Below are 16,227 nucleotides of genomic sequence, written 5' to 3' on the forward strand. Positions count from 1 at the left end.
CAGCGGGTGCGACCACTCCGGGTACGTCGTTATTACGATATCGCTGGTGAGCACGACTCCGGCGCTGGCAAGCCTGTGAGGTCCATCGCGGCCAGGGCGGCGAACTCCCGCGGCCGGTGCGTGACCATCAGCGCCGTGCGTCCCTCCGTCGACTTCAGGACGTCGGCCGCCAACGCCGATGCCGTCGCGGCGTCCAAGTGGGCCGTCGGTTCGTCCAGCAGCATGATCGGGCGGTCCGACAACAACGCGCGAGCCACGCCCAGACGCTGACGCTCACCTCCGGACACCGGCGCTCCGTGTGTGCCCAACGCCGTGTCCGAGACCGTCCGGCAGGTGCGAGAGCCACCCCGAAAGCTGAGCCCGCCCGAGCGCCGTCCACAGCTCGGCGTCACTGGCCGACGGCCGGGCCAGGCGGAGGTTCTCCCGCAGCGTGCTGTCGAACAAGTGCGTCTCGGGCTCGCACCAAGCGATCTGCGACCGCACCGAGTCGCCGTCGCAAGTGAGGGTGTTCGTCCCGTTCAGCAAGATGCGGCCCGCCGAGGGGTCGAGGTAGCGCATCAACGCCGCGATGACCGTGCTCTTGCCCGCGCCCGAACGGCCGGTCAGCGCCAGTCGGCGGCCGTGGCCGAGGCGCAGATCGATGTCCTGGACCGCGTCGGCCGGCGCGCCCGGCCAGCGGACCGCCAGTCGCTCGGCCGCCAGTTGCGTGGCCGCTGGGGCGAGGGCGGTGGCCGGAGCGGAAGGCGCGGGAAGGACGTCCAGCTCGGCGAGCCGGCGGGCGGAACCCGACGCGCCGAGCAGCCGCTGGGCCGCCTCCGGCAGGCCGGCCACCAGCTCAGCCGTCGCCAGTGGCGTCAGCGCCAGCACCGCCAGCGCCGGGCCGGGAACCGCCGCCGAGACGACGCCGATCGAGGTGTTTGTGGTGCCTCCGCAGGTTCGGGTTGATCTGTTCGGTGGCGAACGTAAACGATCGAGGGACGTCCTCGAAGGTGACCCGAGGGTACGCCCCAGCGGCATCATCGCCGCCGCGCGTAGGCTCCCACGCCAGACGAGCAGCTGGACCGTAGCGACCAGCGTTGGCCCGGGTGGCTCAGCGCAGCCACTGGCTCGGTCAGGGCTGATACCTGCTGGCGCAGGACGGCCACGAGGTCATCGGCCTGCCCGATCTGGACCCATTTCCACCATTCCAGCAGCTCGATTGGAAAGGCCGCGGGGTTGTCGTCGACCACCTTGTGGTGCTGGGGGCGCAGCAACAGCAGGTCCTCGAACTCATGGACCGTGTCGCAGCCGGGACGTGCCGAGGACCCTGCGGCTTCTCGAAGCGGATGTGCGCGACCTGACGTTGACCGCCATGATCTTGACCTAGCGCTGGACCTCAACGTGACACACTTCGGCGCACGCCGAACGTTCGAACGCCATACGCCTGGCTGTCAAGTTGCCTCACTATCACCCCCCCGCCTCGATCTACGTCGGGCCGTTGCGCCCTGATGAACGTCTTCTGCGAACGAAGGCTATTGCCATGGAAAGCATGACCAGCAGGAGCACGACGCCAGCTGAGCGAGCATCCCGCTCGATCGAACGTCCGGGCGCACTGACGGATTCCGGCTCGCCAGGAGCGGCGCGAACTAGTCGTTCTTGCGGCCTGCGATGGTCGCCGGGCGAGCTTTCCGGCTCCCGGCTCCTGACAAACGCCCGAGACAGCATCTCGAACAGGAACGGGACCAAGCCGCCGGAGAGACCGGCCAGCGCGCCGGCCAGGAAGAGTGCCCGTTGGGCGTTGGCTTCTCCCGTGATGGACGTGAGGTTCGCCCGCACGTTCAGTGCTTTGTCGGCGCTCCAGGACACCGGATTGGCTGTCGCCGGCGGAGAGCTGACGAAGTCGAGCTTCAGATCCGCCGCATCGTTGTGAAGCAGTTGGAACCGGATGACCTGCTTGTCGGGGACCTCGGAACACTCGGTCTTCCGTGCCTCCCACCCAGTCAGATCGTTGGCGGCCACCTCTGCGGCAGCAGCTCCTTTCAGGAATGGGCACGGCCTCATCGGACTGAGCAAAGGGGTTTGCACGATGATACGGGCATTATCTCGAACCCAGAGCGGATATTCCAGCCGCTCCAGCGCGATCTCGCCTCGAAAGTACTTCTTCGAGGCGTCGATGGACGGCAGTTGAACCACCGAGACAGTGGCTTCGTCGTTGGTCGCGGAGCCGTGCACGACAGGAGCTTCCTGCAAGCCGTACTGGAAACTCCGAAACTGTCGCGGGACCAGATGCGAGGTCCTAGCACTTCCGGACGCTTCGACCACAACCAGTGCTTCTTCCGATTGATCGGCTCCCCACACCTCCAGGAGGAGGTCGATTTCGGCGCTACTCGTCCCGACGAAGGGCGTGGCGTGGGTTGTTACCCGGGAGTGCATTCCAGCGGGCAGGAAGACCTTCACTTCGGAAGGAACTTGGGCGAGGCTTGGCGGACCGACGGGTGAGCCCGGAACGCCCCCGCGGTACAGAACGTAGGCGGAGATCGCCGATGCGCCGACGAGTGCGAGGACTAGCAGCGAGGGTAATACCCGCCAGAACTTGTTGTTGCGCCTGGTCAACGGCGACCGACCCCATCCTTCGAGCAACCCGGTCGAGTATTTGGGAGCATGGATGTGATCCTACAAGCATGAGTTGGACGGTCCGCTCGGCACGGGCCCTTGTGAACGACTCGCATTGCCTGGGCCGCGAGAAACTATTGACCGTCGGCGCACTTGTCGGCATGGATAGACATGTGCTGCGGCGAACACTTTCCTGATTCGAGTCGAGTTTCAAATGGTGAACGTTGGAGGTTGTGATGGAAATAGAACATGACCAGCGGCAGATCGACGCTGTTGCTGCCGCTCTCCGCGAGCTCGCGGAGGCGTCCGCGTGACTGTGCCGGAGGCGTCGGCTGATCCGGATGCATTGCTGACGGCGGAGAAGGTGGGGGAGTTGCTGCAGCTGTCACCTCGGACGTCTACAAAGGAGGCCGAAGGAATGATGATCATCACCACTCGGACGGCCGCCAGCGCCCGCCGACACGGCGCGGGAACTCCCGGCCCAAGAAGGGGCGGACCAAAACGCCCGCGGGTACAAGGTTCGTGGCGTTGCCGTCCGGCATCGCGGTGCTCTACGAGGAGCTGATGGACAGCCACCGCGAGCCTTCGTGCTGTGCACGCCGGAAGGACACCCCTGGCGGCGGTCCAACTTCCGGATCCGCTTCTGGCGGCCGACATGGGCTGGGGTCGAACTCGACGACGCTGGGGCGGGGGAGCGGCGTCCGCCGATCCTTCCAACCTTTACGTTCCACGAAGGCCGTCACACCCACAGCACCTGGCTGACCGAAGACGGGATCCCGGAGGTCGCCCGCCGGGCACGGCTGGGCCAGAAGATGAAGGGGATCGCCCGCGTCTACGACCACGTGACCCCGGCGATGGTGAACCAGATCCTGGATGCCCTGGAGGAACGCTGGCTGCGGTCCCAGGCGTCGCTGTATCCGGGTGAGCGGCGAAACTGGTGTCCTGGTTCCCGCACCTGCGATCCCAGCGGGCGATCGGGCCAGGTCCGCAGGCCGTCGCCGGATCGTCGCCATCTGACGACTGAAGCCCCGCCCCTCCGGGGAGGGACAGGGCTTCTGACCTGCGAAAACATGTGGTGCGCGATACTGGGATTGAACCAGTGACCTCTTCCGTGTCAGGGAAGCGCTCTCCCGCTGAGCTAATCGCGCGAGGTGGAGACGGGATTCGAACCCGTGTACACGGCTTTGCAGGCCGTTGCCTCGCCTCTCGGCCACTCCACCGTGACTAGGCCCGAGAGCCTACCGAGCGGATGACGGGATTCGAACCCGCGACCCTCACCTTGGCAAGGTGATGCGCTACCAGCTGCGCTACATCCGCACTCCGCAGCTCCGGGAACCCGTCGCCGTGGTGTGGGAAAACCATATCGGACCCCGAAAACCCGTCCGACACCGGGGTGTCACTCCGCCGTTGCGGGCCCGTCATCAGGCCAGATCGTGCGGGATGAGGTGGGTCAGGGCGTCGTCGACGTCGACCCACAGGTGCTCGTTGCCCGGGAGCACCACGTCGTACGTCCGGTCGAGGAAGTCGGCCAGCTCCTGGGCGGACGCCTCGAACATGGCGTGCCCGGAGGGCGAGTTCAGCTCGATCAGGACCGCTTCGGGGTCCTCGACCGACGGGCGGATGCGGACGTCCCCGTCACCCGCGTCGGCCAGGAGGCCGTCCGCGAGGAGGTCGCGGGCGTACACCCACTCGACCCAGCCGGCGCGGCCGGTGCGGAAGGCGGCGACGACCGCGTACGGGTCGCGTGTGTCGTAGCGCAGCTCCACCTTGACCGGAACCGCGGGAGTCCGCGGCGCCAGCAGGTCGAAGACCGCCGTCGAGCGGAGCGTCACGTGATCGTTGCGCATCGTCCTACCCTTCGTCTCCCTTCCCGGCCCGGCCCGGCCGAGGGCGTCACTGCTTGGACGCATCAGGAGGCCGATTCCGTCGCGGGTGCGCCGCAGATCACCCGTCCGGGCTCTTCGGCCCCCTTCTCCACCCGTGACCACCCACGGCGCGCAACTGACCGGCGCGCCCCGCGGGGCCCACGCCTCCATACTGCGCGGTTTAGTCGCCGGGCGATAGCACCGTCGCACGGATGTCGAACGTGGCGTCAGGCGGCCCCCGGCACGCGCAACCCCGGCTAGCTCGGGGTTGTGCGTTCCGTACTCGCCGGTAAGCGGAGTGTGGTCGGACAGGACCACCCGTTTGCAGGCGCCTGAAAGTCGTACGCTAGAGTTGCCGGCAACACCGCGAGCGGGCGATTAGCTCAGCGGGAGAGCGCTTCGTTCACACCGAAGAGGTCACTGGTTCGATCCCAGTATCGCCCACCCGAGAGCCCCTGTTCGCCGAACCGCGGACGGGGCTTTTTTCGTTGCCGCCGTCGCCGCGTTCCCTGGACGGACCGCATTTCCGCACCGAGACCGGGCGCGCACCCGAACCGGAGTGAACGGTCCGTTCGAATCGTGCGTATGAGCTCACGAGAGCGGTTCGCGCCCCCGCCGCCGGGGCCCGCCGAACGTGCCTTCGAACCCTGCCGCCACGGCGGTTTTCTGTCGAACGTCGCCCCGCGGGAGGTCCGATGTGATCCTCGGCACGTCGCGTTGTTCTGACGCGGTGCGGCGACATGGCCGGAACCGGCATGCGTGACGCCGCAGCGGCGAATGTCACTGTCGGTGTCCGCCGCCCGCCGCTCGCCGGCCCACGTGGTCCACTGTGGACCACCCGGGCCCCACAGTGTCCACAGTAGATTCCCGAACCCGTCGCTGGGCCGTTCGGCCGAGCTTGGTCCACCCGGGTGCGGGCATCGTCATATTCGTTACTCAACGTAGTTTTCGTGGGGATACAGCGACGCGCCCATCGTCGTCATCTTGTTATCTTCCGGCCATTTTCTGGCGGGGATGGCACGCAGCATGTGGCTGGAAATCCCTTGTAACACTGCTGAGAGAGTCGCCGATAACTTGCCGTGTGAAGCCTCCGCGGGCTCTGCGCGACCACTGAGATGCAGTTGACTCTCCGAAATCATCTCCGGTGACGCTGCGTGCCTGCGGCTCAACTCGATCCAGTTCCCGGGAGGTCAGATGGAAGAGTCGGTGCGGCCTTCGTACACGGTGAGCCAGCCACCGCCGCACATCGACCTCCAGGCCATCCCGCGTCCCGCCAAGCGGGACGACCACCCCGGCGAAGCCGGCGGTCCGTCGGCCAAGGCGTGGCCCGCGGCCTGGGAAGCGCGGTACAGAGCCTGGGTCATCGGCAGCGACGTCTTCATCACGCTGCTGGTGATCGCGATCAGCGCGTTCGTCATCGATCGCGTTGCCCCGCACGACATGCACGCCTTCGGCACGATGCTCGCGGTGTTCGTCTCGCTGCCCGCCAGCCGGGCCTGGAGCCCGCGCGTGCTCGGCGAAGGCGCGGAGGAGTACCGCACCCTCGGCCGCGGCTTCATCACCGCCGCCGTCCTGGTTGCGCTGGGCGGCCTGCTGTTCGGCGCGCTCGAGGTCCAGGTCTGGGTGTTCGTCGTCGTCCCGGCCATCGCGCTGGTGGCCTTCCCGCAGCGCTACCTGCTGCGCCAGGTGCTGCACCGCAAGCGCGCCAAGGGACTCTGCCTGCTGCCGGTGATGGCCGCGGGCAGCCCGGAAACCGTCGCCGACCTGATCGCCCGCACCCGCTCCGAGGTGCACGTCGGCTGGCGCGTCGAGGCCGCTTGCACGTTCAGCGGCCACGGCGAAGACCGCGACAGCGGCGAGATCGACGGCGTCCCGGTCGTCGGCCGGCTGGAGGAGCTGTCCCGGCACGTCCGCCGCGGCGGCTACCGGGTCGTGGCCATCACCGCCGACCAGTACTGGACGCCGAAGCGGCTGCAGCGGCTGGCCTGGGACATGGAAGGCACCGGCGCGGAGATGGTCGTCGCGCCCGTCCTGATGGAGGTCGCCGGGCCCCGGCTCAACGTCACCGGCGTGCTCGGCATGCCCCTGCTGCGGGTCACCGCGCCGATGTTCACCGGCGGCCGCCGCGTGGTGAAGGAGATCGTCGACCGCTGCGGCTCGGCCCTGCTGCTGACCCTGCTGTCCCCGCTGCTGCTGGCGATCGCCGTCGCCATCAAGCTGAGCGACGGCGGCCCGGTGATCTACCGGCAGCGCCGCGTCGGCCGCGACGGCGCGACGTTCACCATGCTGAAGTTCCGGACGATGGTCACCAACGCCGACGAAATCAAGCAGGCCCTCGCCGCGGACAACGAAGGCGCGGGCCCGCTCTTCAAGATGAAGCGCGACCCGCGTATCACCCGCGTGGGTGGTTTCCTGCGCCGGTATTCGCTCGACGAAGTGCCGCAGCTGTTCAACGTCGTGTCCGGGAAGATGTCGCTCGTGGGCCCGCGGCCGCCGCTGCCGGAGGAGACCGAGCAGTACGCGCCCGACGCCCGCCGCCGGCTGCTCGTCAAGCCGGGCCTCACCGGCCTCTGGCAGGTCAGCGGGCGCAGCGACCTGACGTGGGCGGAGAGCATCCGGCTCGACCTGCGGTACGTCGAGGACTGGTCGCTCGCCCTGGACCTGGTGATCCTCTGGAAGACGTTCCGCGCGGTGATGGGCGGGCACGGCGCCTACTGACCCGCTTCCGCCGCGCCGCGCACCACGGCCGCCGACTCCCGACGCGGGGAGCCGGCGGCCGTGCCCGTTCCCGGCCTCCCGGGCCCGACTGCGCCGCGCAACCGCGCTCGGCGGCCTCGCCGTGCTCCTGGACCACCGAGCCGCCCCGGTGCGCCTGTTCGCCCCCGGCGCCCTGGCCCACGGGGCACCGCGGAATGGCCCGTTCGCGCGGGTTACCGGCGCCCGGCCGTCGGTCACCCGCTCGGGTGACGGCCTCCGACAGCCGGTGAGCCCGCCTGTGGTCCACGTCACCACACGGGCGGTGGCGACCGGGAAATAGTTCAACGCTCAACTTGGTTGGACCGGCTACCGACCCAACGGAAGGAAGCCCAGCCCCATGACCACCTTTGCCGAGCAGACCGAAGCCCTCGCACTCCCCGCGGACGTCCAGAACCTGCTGTTCCGCGAGGCCCGCACGGCCAACAGTTTCAGCTCCGAGCCGGTGACCGAGGAGCAGGTCCGCGCGATCTACGACCTCGTCAAGTGGGCCCCGACGTCGATGAACACCCAGCCGCTGCGCGCGCTGGTGCTCCGGACCGCCGAGGCGAAGGCCCGCCTGCTGCCGCACATGTCGCCGGGCAACCGCGGCAAGACCGAAGCCGCTCCGCTGACCGTCGTGCTCGCCGCGGACGTCGACTTCCACGAAAACATCCCCCAGGTGTTCCCGCACAACCCCGGGGTCAAGGACAACTTCGCCGACGAACAGGGCCGCGTCGAGTTCTCGAAGCTGAACTCGCTGCTGCAGGTCGGCTACTTCATCATCGGCGTCCGCGCCGCCGGCCTGGCCGCCGGCCCGATGACCGGCTTCGACGCCCAGGGCGTCGACGACGAGTTCTTCGCGGACAAGAAGTGGCGCTCGCTTGTCGTCGTCAACGTCGGCAAGCCCGGCGAGAACCCGTGGTTCGACCGCCTGCCGCGGCTTGACTTCGAGCAGGTCGTCGAAACCCTCTGAGCACGGCCGGGCAGGCCGCTCCCGGATTCCGGGAGCGGCCTGCCCGGCGTTCGCGCGACGCGCGTGAGGCGCGCGGGGGCCGACGACTAGCATCGACGACGTCATCTCTGTCACTCCAGCTTGAGGAGCCGATCGTGTCCCAGTCGCCCCCCGTTTCCCCCGTGGCCGCCTCCCGCGTGGTGGTACCGGCGGGCACTACGGCGGGCGCGGCGGTCCGCGAGGCCGGCCTGCCGACCAAGGGCGAGGACACGATCGTCGTCGTGCGCGACGCCGACGGGAAACTGCGCGACCTCGCCTGGGCTCCCGAAGCCGACGCCGAGGTCGAGCCGGTCGCCGCGAACACCGAAGACGGGCGCAGCGTGATCCGCCACTCGGCGGCGCACGTGCTCGCCCAGGCCGTGCAGCAGCAGTTCCCGGACGCCAAGCTGGGCATCGGCCCGCCGGTGAAGGACGGTTTCTACTACGACTTCGCCGTCGACAAGCCGTTCACCCCGGAGGACCTGCAGGCGCTCGAAAAGCGCATGAAGCAGATCGTGAAGGGCGCGCAGCAGTTCTCGCGGCGCGTTTTCGACTCCGTCGACGAAGCCAAGAAGGAACTGGCGGACGAGCCGTTCAAGCTCGAGCTGGTCGATCTGAAGTCCGAAAAGGACACCGTGGACACCTCCGAGGTGATGGAGGTCGGCGAGGGCGAACTCACCATCTACGACAACCTCGACCCGCGCACCAAGGAACGGGTCTGGAGTGACCTCTGCCGCGGCCCGCACGTGCCGACGACGAAGTTCATCCCGGCGTTCAAGCTGACCCGCGTCGCCGCCGCGTACTGGCGGGGGAGCGAGAAGAACCCGCAGCTGCAGCGGATCTACGGCACGGCGTGGGAGTCGGCCGAGGCCCAGGACGCGTACCTGGAGCGCATCGCCGAGGCCGAGCGCCGCGACCACCGCAAGCTCGGTGCCGAGCTGGACCTGTTCTCCTTCCCCGAGGAGATCGGTTCCGGCCTGCCGGTGTTCCACCCCAAGGGCGGCATCATCCGCCGTGAGCTGGAGAACTACTCGCGCCGCCGCCACGAGGAGGCCGGCTACGAGTTCGTGAACACCCCGCACATCAGCAAGGGCGAGCTGTTCCACACCTCCGGCCACCTGCCGTACTACGCGGACACGATGTTCCCGCCGGTGCAGTTCGACGAGGAGAACTACTACCTCAAGGCGATGAACTGCCCGATGCACAACCTGATCTTCCGCTCGCGCGGACGGTCCTACCGCGAGCTGCCGCTGCGGCTGTTCGAGTTCGGCACCGTCTACCGCTACGAGAAGTCGGGCGTCGTGCACGGCCTCACCCGCGTGCGCGGGCTGACGATGGACGACTCGCACATCTACTGCACCAAGGAGCAGATGCCGGGCGAGCTCAAGTCCCTGCTGAAGTTCGTCCTCGACCTGCTCGCCGACTACGGCCTTTCCGACTTCTACCTCGAGCTGTCCACCCGCGGTGACTCCGACAAGTTCATCGGCGAGGACTGGGAGTGGGAGGAGGCCACCGAGACGCTGCGGCAGGCCGCGATCGACTCCGGCCTCGAGCTGGTCCCGGACCCGGGCGGCGCGGCCTTCTACGGCCCGAAGATCTCCGTGCAGGCGAAGGACGCCATCGGCCGCACCTGGCAGATGTCGACCATCCAGCTGGACTTCAACCAGAACAAGCGGTTCGAGCTCGAGTACACCGCGCCGGACGGCTCGCGCCAGCGGCCGATCATGATCCACCGCGCGCTCTTCGGCTCGATCGAGCGCTTCTTCGGCGTGCTGACCGAGCACTACGCGGGCGCGTTCCCGGCGTGGCTCTCCCCGGTGCAGGTGGTCGGCATCCCGATCACCGCCGACCAGGTCGAGTACCTGCAGGACGTCGAGAAGGCGTTGCGCGCCAAGGGAATCCGCGCCGAGGTCGACGCGAGCGACGACCGGATGCAGAAGAAGATCCGGACGCACACCACGCAGAAGGTGCCGTTCATGCTGCTGGCCGGAGCGAAGGACGTAGAGGCGGGCGCGGTGTCGTTCCGCTTCCGCGACGGCGGTCAGATCAACGGCGTGCCGGTGGAAAAGGCGGTCGAGGCGATCGCCGAGTGGGCCGCGCGCCGCGAGAACGCGTCGCCGTCGGCCGAGGCGCTGGAGACGGTCGTTCGGTGAGCGACGGTCCCGAGTTCGTCGAGCAGCAGGGCATCGGGGTCCAGGACGCCTTCCAGCGGCTCTGGACCCCGCACCGGATGGCCTACATCAAGGGCCAGGACAAGCCGGACGGCGACGACGAACCCGGCTGCCCGTTCTGCCGGATCCCCTCGCTGGACGACAAGACCGGCCTGATCGTCGCCCGCGGCGAGGTCGTCTTCGCGGTGCTCAACCTGTACCCCTACAACCCGGGGCACCTGATGGTGGTGCCGTACCGGCACGTCGCGGACTACACCGAGCTGACGGTCGAGGAGACGCGCGAGGTCGCCGAGTTCACGCAGCACGCGATGACGGTGATCCGGGCGGTGTCCGGCGCCCACGGGTTCAACATCGGCCTGAACCAGGGGCACATCGCGGGCGCGGGGATCGCCGCGCACCTGCACCAGCACCTGGTGCCGCGGTGGGGCGGGGACGCCAACTTCATGCCGGTGATCGGCCGGACGAAGGTGCTGCCGCAGCTGCTGGGCGAAACGCGGGACATGCTGGCCGACGCCTGGTGACCCCGGAGCGCTGACCGGCAAGAACTCCTGATTGAGTGTTCAACCGAGAGTATGATGGGGTCATGTCCGGAACCCGCTGGCTCAGCGACCACGAACAGCGCGTCTGGCGCGAGTTCAACGCGGCCACCCGCATGCTCAGCGCGCACCTCGAGGGGCAGCTGCAGCACGACTCGGGCATGCCGCACACCTACTACGAAGTCCTCGTCGCCCTCTCCGAGGCGCCCGGCCGCCGGCTGCGGATGAGCGAGCTCGCCGACGCGCGCCAAGCGTCCCGGAGCCGCCTTTCGCACGCCGTCGCGCGGCTGGAGGCGAACGGGTGGGTGCGGCGCGAGGCGTGCCCCACCGACAAGCGCGGAGCTTGGGCGGTGCTGACCGACGACGGCTTCGCCGCGCTCGAAGCGGCCGCGCCGGGGCACGTCGAGGCCGTCCGCGAAAGCCTGTTCGACCCGCTGACGCCGGAGCAGGTGACGGCGCTCGGCGAGATCAGCGCGGCGATCCGCCGTCAGCTCTCGCCGAAGTGCGCCGCCGCCGCGGCCGCCGAAGAGGCGCGCGAGCACGAGGGCGAACTCACGAAATCGCGCTGACCGGGGGCGGCGCGTCGGGTTCGCCGAGGCGGGTGGATAGGCTGCATTCGCCCACCCGACCCTCGTAGCCAGGTGCCTCAGACGAACCGATGCTCAATATCTTCGCGCGTGCCTCCGTTTCCCGCGTCACCGACCCGATCGGCCAGGCGCTGGTCCGCGCCGGGCTGACCCCGAACGTGATGACCGTGCTCGGCACCGCCGGCGCGGTCGTCTGCGCCCTGGCCTTCTTCCCGAACGGCTACCTCCTCTGGGGCACCTTCACGGTGTGGGGCTTCGCCATGCTCGACCTGCTCGACGGGGCGATGGCCCGCGCCCGCGGCTACGGCACCCCGTTCGGCGCGGTGCTCGACGCGACCTGCGACCGGCTGGTGGACGGCGCCCTGTTCGCGGCCATCGCCTGGTGGTGCTTCGTCGTCGACGACAACCACCCGGCCGCCGCCGCGGCCCTGCTCTGCCTGGTCCTCGCCCAGGTCATCTCCTACGTCAAGGCCCGCGCCGACGCCTCCGGCCTGCCGGTCGACGGCGGCCTCGTCGAACGCGCCGAGCGGCTGATCATCGCCCTCGTCGGCACCGGGCTGCACGGCTTCGGCATCCCGTACACCGTGGACGTGACGCTCTGGCTGCTCGCCGCCGGGTCCGTGATCACGCTGCTGCAGCGCTTCGCCGCCGTCGCCAAGGCGGCCCGGGAAGCCGCCGGGGAGCAGCCGGCATGAGTGAGCCTGCGAACGAATCGTTCGACACTGCGCCTTCGGCTCCGGGCGGGCCGAGCGTCAGCGAGGCGGGCGCATGAGCAAGCTGGGCGAGCGGCTGAGCGCCTTCGGCTACGCGGCCGGGTGGAAGCTCGCCGGCTGGCTGCCCGCCGGGTTCGGCGGCGCGGTCTTCTCGCTCGGCGCGGACCTCGCCGTCCGCCACGACGGCGGGGGCGTGCGGCAGCTGCGCGCGAACCTCGCCCGCGTGGTGCCGCAGGCCGACCCGGTCGAGCTCGACGAACTGACGCGGCGTGCGATGCGCTCGTACGCCCGGTACTGGCACGAGACGTTCCGGCTCCCGTCGATGGACCACAAGGAGGTCAGCGCCAAGGTCGCGGCGTCGATCACCGGCGTGGAGAACCTCGACGCGGCGCTGGCCGAGGGCAACGGCGCGGTGATGGCGCTGCCGCACAGCGGCAACTGGGACGTCGCCGGCGTGTGGCTGGCCGACTACCTCGGCGGCTTCACGACCGTGGCCGAACGGCTCAAGCCCGAGTCGCTCTACCGCCGGTTCGTCGAGTACCGGGAGTCCCTCGGCTTCGAGATCGTGCCGCTCACCGGCGACAGCTCCGCGATGCGCGTGCTGCTCAAGCGCCTGCGGGAGAACAAGGCGGTCTGCCTGGTCGGCGACCGCGACCTGACCACAAGCGGCATCCCGGTGAAGTTCTTCGGCGAACCGGCCCGGCTGCCCGGCGGCCCGGCGCGGCTGGCCGCGACGACCGGCGCGGCCCTGATCCCGGCGGGCTGCTGGTTCACCGAGGACGGCTGGCAGATCCGGCTGCACCCGCGCATCCGGGTCACCGCGCGGGCCGAGGTCCCGGCCGCGACCCAGGCACTGGCCGACATCTTCGCCGGCGACATCGCCGCGCACCCGGCCGACTGGCACATGGTGCAGAAGTTCTGGCCCGCCGACCTCGAGGCCGGCGAGCGGGTCAGCCTCGAAGAAGCGAGCTGAGCGGTGGCCACGCGGCCGATGCGGGTCGGGATCGTCTGCCCCTACTCCTTCGACGTGCCCGGCGGGGTGCAGGGGCACGTCATCGACCTGACGAAGGCGCTGCTCGCGCGCGGCCACCAGGTGTCCGTGCTGGCGCCCGCGGACGAGGACGCCGAGCTGCCGGAGTTCGTGCACCCGGCGGGCAAGGCGCTCGGCATCCCGTACAACGGCTCGGTCGCGCGGCTGCAGTTCGGCCCGGTTTCCTACGCGCGGGTGCGGCGCTGGATCCGCGACGGCGACTTCGACGTCCTGCACCTGCACGAGCCCGCCGCGCCCAGCCTGTCGCTGCTGGCGCTGCTGATCGCGGACGGCCCGATCGTGGCGACGTTCCACACCGCGACCACGCGTTCGCGCACGCTCTCGGCGTTCCAGCCGGTGCTGCGGCCGTTGCTGGAGAAGATCACCGCGCGGATCGCGGTGTCCGCGCTGGCCCGCCGGGTGCAGGTCGAGCACGCCGGCGGTGACGCCGTGGAGATCCCCAACGGCGTCGACGTCGGGTTCTTCTCCTCGGCGGTGCCGCTGCCGGGCTACCCGCGGGCCGGTGGCACGGTCGGGTTCGTCGGCCGGTTCGGCGAGCCGCGCAAGGGGATGGGCGTGCTGCTGGAGGCGCTGCGGCGGATCCTGCCGGACTTCGAGGACCTGCGGCTGGTCGTGGTCGGCCGCGGCGACGAAGAGCAGCTGCGGCGCGACGCCGGGCCGGAGCTGGCCCCGCACCTGGAGCTGCTGGGCCAGGTCGACGACCACGTGAAGGCCCAGGCGCTGCGCAGCGTCGACGTCTACTGCGCGCCCAACACCGGCGGCGAGAGCTTCGGGATGATCCTCACCGAGGCGATGGCGGCCGGGACGCCGGTGCTGGCCAGCGGGCTCGACTCGTTCCGGCGGGTGCTCGACGACGGCCGCGCCGGGCTGCTCGTCGAGACCGGCGACCCGGCCGCGCTCGCGAACGGGCTGCGCGAGCTGCTCGGCGACCCGGCGCGCCGGGCGTCACTCGCCGCGGCGGCGGGGGAGCGCGTCACGATGTACGACTGGTCGGTGGTGGCCACCCAGGTGCTGCGCGTCTACGAGACGGCCGTCGCGGCCGACCCGCGGCGGGTGGCGGCGCCGGAGCGGGAGCTCGCCCGGTGAGCGTGCTCGGCTGGCTGCTCCCGGTGCTGGCGGCGATCGTCGTGCTGGGCGGGCTCTTCCTGGTGGCGACGGCGAACCGGCTCGACCGGCTGCACATCCGCACCGACGCCGGCTGGGCCGCGCTGGAGGCGGCCTTGGCGCGCCGGGCGGTCGTCGCCCGCGCGGTCGCGGTGGTCCTGGGCGACACCGAGCTGCGCACTTCGGCCGAACGCGCCGAAGCGGCGCCGCGGGCGGACCGCGAGGCCGAAGAGGGCGACCTGACGCTGCAGCTCAGCCGCGTCGACCGGACGTGCCTGCCCGCCGAGCTGGCCGAGGAGCTCACCGACGCCGAGCACCGGGTGGTGATCGCCCGCCGCGTCCACAACGACGCCGTCCGCGACACGCTGCGCCTGCGGCGGCGGCGGAAGGTGCGGTACTTCCGCCTCGCGGGCACCGCGCCGTTGCCGGAGTACTTCGAATTCGCCGAGCCGGAGGTCTGACGTGTGGTGGGTGGTCGTCGAGGAGCAGCGCGGCGGTGGTGATGCGCGCGCCTGGAACGTCACCAGGACGAAACCGGCGGGACCCGACCGCGAGCACGCCGACGAGGTGGCGCGGCGGCTGGCGTTCTCGCACGAGCCGGTGCACCCGTCGGCCGTGAAGGAGCGGAAGGTGCTGCGGGTCGGCGACGGCTACCTCGTCATCGCGACCGGCCGGACCGCGACGTTCCACTTCCGCGTGACGCTCGGCGAGACCGTGGCGGAACCGGAATGAGCTGGTGGGTGGTCGTCGAGGAGCAGCGCGGCATGGGCGACAGCCGGAGCTGGTCGCTGTCGGAGACGTTTCCGCATCCCGATCGGGAGACCGCCGAGGCCGAGGCCCTGCGCCTGGCCCGCGAGTACCAGCCGGCCTACCCGTGGTCGCCGAAGGCGCGGAAGGTGCTGCGCGGCCCGGGCGGCTACCTGGTCATCGTCGAGGGCCGGACGTCGACGTTCCACTTCCGGCTGAGCGTCGTCGAAGAAATCTGAAACCGGCCGCGGCCCGGCCGCGTCGGACCGGCATGGGTTCGACGTGGTGGGTGGTCATCGAAGAGCAGGGCGGCGCGGGCGACGGCCGGGGCTGGGGAGTCGCCGACGCGGCGGGGTACGCGGATCGCGACACCGCGTTCGACGAGGCGTACCTGCTGGCCAAGCAGCACCGGCCGCCGCGGCCGTCGTCGCCGCAGAAGCGGGTCGTGCTGCGGGTCGGCGACGGCTACCTGGTGCTGGTCAAGGGCAGGACGGACGTGTGGCAGTTCCGCGTGACGGTGGGCGAGCAGGTCGGCGGCTGACACACTGGGCGCATGAGTGAGACCTGCGACGTCGCCCACGGCACGGCCCCGGCCGACCCGGGGCTGCGGACCCTGGTGGCGGTGTTCGCGTCGCCGGTGTCGAGGTACCTGCTGAAGTTCGCCAAGGACCTCGGCTACCACGTGGCCCTTTTCGAGCCCGACGCCGCGCGCGCGACCGACGTCCCGGAGGGCATCGGGGCGGAGACGACGCTGCCGCCGCTCGACGCGTCCGCCGACGTCGTCGTCACCGACCACCACCGGCCCGAGCTGGGGCCGGTGCTCAAGGCGGCGCTCGAGGGGAAGCCGCGGTGGGTGGGCGTGCTCGGCAACCCGCGTCACCCCGGCCCGCACGTGGCGGCCCTGCGGGGCCTCGGCGTGGCCGAGGCGGACATCGCCCGCGTGCACCGCCCGGTCGGGCTGAACATCGGCTCCCGCACCCCGCCGGAGATCGCCCTGGCCACCCTGGCGGGCCTCCTGGCCGACCGCAACGACCGCCCCGGCGGCTTCGACTTCGCCTAGCCGGTTCCCGCAACTCGCGTGATTCGAAGCCGTACCGCCTCGGATCACGCGAGTTCCGGTTCTGAGCACGCGAG

18 protein-coding genes, 4 tRNA genes and 1 pseudogene are annotated in these 16,227 nt (G+C 70.2%); 15 read left to right on the plus strand and 8 right to left on the minus strand.

Annotated features, from left to right (window positions below; all coding sequences use genetic code 11):
* Nucleotides 1-32: 32 nt before the first annotated feature.
* From ACLJOU_RS43830 to ACLJOU_RS43845, 4 genes are all read right to left on the minus strand, one after another.
* A complete protein-coding gene (locus ACLJOU_RS43830; protein ID WP_410575204.1) occupies nucleotides 33-392 on the minus strand; it encodes an ATP-binding cassette domain-containing protein in 360 nt (119 codons plus the stop codon).
* A complete protein-coding gene (locus tag ACLJOU_RS43835) occupies nucleotides 274-867 on the minus strand; it encodes an ATP-binding cassette domain-containing protein (protein ID WP_410575205.1) in 594 nt (197 codons plus the stop codon). Before ACLJOU_RS43835 ends, ACLJOU_RS43830 begins: the two co-directional genes overlap by 119 nt.
* Before the next feature lie 149 nt (nucleotides 868-1,016).
* Nucleotides 1,017-1,253 carry a hypothetical protein gene (locus tag ACLJOU_RS43840; protein WP_410575206.1) on the minus strand — a complete coding sequence of 79 codons (237 nt, stop codon included), beginning with the start codon at nucleotides 1,251-1,253 and terminating at the stop codon, nucleotides 1,017-1,019.
* 211 nt (nucleotides 1,254-1,464) lie between these two features.
* On the minus strand, nucleotides 1,465-2,436 hold the full coding sequence (locus ACLJOU_RS43845) for a hypothetical protein (protein ID WP_410575207.1): 972 nt from the start codon (nucleotides 2,434-2,436) through the stop codon (nucleotides 1,465-1,467).
* A gap of 540 nt (nucleotides 2,437-2,976) precedes the next feature.
* Here ACLJOU_RS43845 and ACLJOU_RS43850 point away from each other — a divergent pair.
* Nucleotides 2,977-3,616 (plus strand): annotated as a pseudogene (locus ACLJOU_RS43850) (integrase); the annotation flags it as partial.
* Between the two features lie 49 nt (nucleotides 3,617-3,665).
* Here the strand turns inward: ACLJOU_RS43850 and ACLJOU_RS43855 are convergent.
* The 4 genes from ACLJOU_RS43855 to ACLJOU_RS43870 all read right to left on the minus strand — a co-directional run bounded on the left by ACLJOU_RS43855 (nucleotide 3,666) and on the right by ACLJOU_RS43870 (nucleotide 4,439).
* Nucleotides 3,666-3,740: transfer RNA gene (locus ACLJOU_RS43855), tRNA-Val, on the minus strand.
* 1 nt (nucleotide 3,741) lies between these two features.
* Nucleotides 3,742-3,812, minus strand: a tRNA-Cys gene (locus ACLJOU_RS43860).
* Between the two features lie 24 nt (nucleotides 3,813-3,836).
* Nucleotides 3,837-3,909 (minus strand) — tRNA-Gly (locus ACLJOU_RS43865).
* Nucleotides 3,910-4,013: 104 nt separating this feature from the next.
* Nucleotides 4,014-4,439, minus strand: a complete 426-nt coding sequence (locus ACLJOU_RS43870; RefSeq protein ID WP_013227152.1) for an SsgA family sporulation/cell division regulator — start codon at nucleotides 4,437-4,439, stop codon at nucleotides 4,014-4,016.
* A gap of 390 nt (nucleotides 4,440-4,829) precedes the next feature.
* Between ACLJOU_RS43870 and ACLJOU_RS43875 the strand changes: the two genes are divergently transcribed.
* From ACLJOU_RS43875 to ACLJOU_RS43940, 14 genes are all read left to right on the plus strand, one after another.
* Nucleotides 4,830-4,901 (plus strand) — tRNA-Val (locus tag ACLJOU_RS43875).
* A 750-nt stretch (nucleotides 4,902-5,651) separates the two neighbouring features.
* Nucleotides 5,652-7,175: a sugar transferase gene (locus ACLJOU_RS43880; RefSeq protein WP_410575208.1), complete on the plus strand. Its 1,524-nt coding sequence runs from the start codon at nucleotides 5,652-5,654 to the stop codon at nucleotides 7,173-7,175.
* Nucleotides 7,176-7,551: 376 nt separating this feature from the next.
* Nucleotides 7,552-8,166: a malonic semialdehyde reductase gene (locus tag ACLJOU_RS43885; protein ID WP_410575209.1), complete on the plus strand. Its 615-nt coding sequence runs from the start codon at nucleotides 7,552-7,554 to the stop codon at nucleotides 8,164-8,166.
* A 134-nt stretch (nucleotides 8,167-8,300) separates the two neighbouring features.
* Complete coding sequence (gene thrS / locus ACLJOU_RS43890) at nucleotides 8,301-10,337, plus strand: threonine--tRNA ligase (RefSeq protein WP_410575210.1); 2,037 nt, start codon at nucleotides 8,301-8,303, stop codon at nucleotides 10,335-10,337.
* Entirely contained in the window at nucleotides 10,334-10,876 is a 543-nt protein-coding gene (locus tag ACLJOU_RS43895; protein WP_410575211.1) for an HIT family protein, read from the plus strand. The genes thrS and ACLJOU_RS43895 overlap by 4 nt, the downstream gene beginning before the upstream one ends.
* Before the next feature lie 62 nt (nucleotides 10,877-10,938).
* Nucleotides 10,939-11,460, plus strand: coding sequence for a MarR family winged helix-turn-helix transcriptional regulator (locus tag ACLJOU_RS43900; protein ID WP_410575212.1), 522 nt, complete (start codon nucleotides 10,939-10,941; stop codon nucleotides 11,458-11,460).
* A gap of 89 nt (nucleotides 11,461-11,549) precedes the next feature.
* On the plus strand, nucleotides 11,550-12,173 hold the full coding sequence (gene pgsA, locus ACLJOU_RS43905; RefSeq protein ID WP_410575213.1) for a phosphatidylinositol phosphate synthase: 624 nt from the start codon (nucleotides 11,550-11,552) through the stop codon (nucleotides 12,171-12,173).
* Between the two features lie 73 nt (nucleotides 12,174-12,246).
* Nucleotides 12,247-13,164 carry a phosphatidylinositol mannoside acyltransferase gene (locus tag ACLJOU_RS43910; RefSeq protein WP_410575214.1) on the plus strand — a complete coding sequence of 306 codons (918 nt, stop codon included), beginning with the start codon at nucleotides 12,247-12,249 and terminating at the stop codon, nucleotides 13,162-13,164.
* A gap of 18 nt (nucleotides 13,165-13,182) precedes the next feature.
* Nucleotides 13,183-14,328 (plus strand): glycosyltransferase family 4 protein, encoded by a 1,146-nt coding sequence (locus ACLJOU_RS43915; protein WP_410575233.1) that lies wholly within the window; start codon nucleotides 13,183-13,185, stop codon nucleotides 14,326-14,328.
* A complete protein-coding gene (locus ACLJOU_RS43920; RefSeq protein WP_410575215.1) occupies nucleotides 14,325-14,807 on the plus strand; it encodes an NUDIX hydrolase in 483 nt (160 codons plus the stop codon). The genes ACLJOU_RS43915 and ACLJOU_RS43920 overlap by 4 nt, the downstream gene beginning before the upstream one ends.
* Before the next feature lies 1 nt (nucleotide 14,808).
* On the plus strand, nucleotides 14,809-15,078 hold the full coding sequence (locus ACLJOU_RS43925) for a hypothetical protein (RefSeq protein WP_410575216.1): 270 nt from the start codon (nucleotides 14,809-14,811) through the stop codon (nucleotides 15,076-15,078).
* Nucleotides 15,075-15,332, plus strand: coding sequence for a hypothetical protein (locus ACLJOU_RS43930; protein ID WP_410575217.1), 258 nt, complete (start codon nucleotides 15,075-15,077; stop codon nucleotides 15,330-15,332). Before ACLJOU_RS43925 ends, ACLJOU_RS43930 begins: the two co-directional genes overlap by 4 nt.
* Nucleotides 15,333-15,364: 32 nt before the next feature.
* On the plus strand, nucleotides 15,365-15,634 hold the full coding sequence (locus ACLJOU_RS43935) for a hypothetical protein (RefSeq protein ID WP_410575218.1): 270 nt from the start codon (nucleotides 15,365-15,367) through the stop codon (nucleotides 15,632-15,634).
* Between the two features lie 12 nt (nucleotides 15,635-15,646).
* Entirely contained in the window at nucleotides 15,647-16,153 is a 507-nt protein-coding gene (locus ACLJOU_RS43940) for an XdhC family protein (protein WP_410575219.1), read from the plus strand.
* Nucleotides 16,154-16,227: the final 74 nt, after the last annotated feature.

Origin of the sequence: Amycolatopsis sp. cmx-4-61, from assembly GCF_046548775.1 — a bacterium.
Lineage (GTDB): Bacteria > Actinomycetota > Actinomycetes > Mycobacteriales > Pseudonocardiaceae > Amycolatopsis.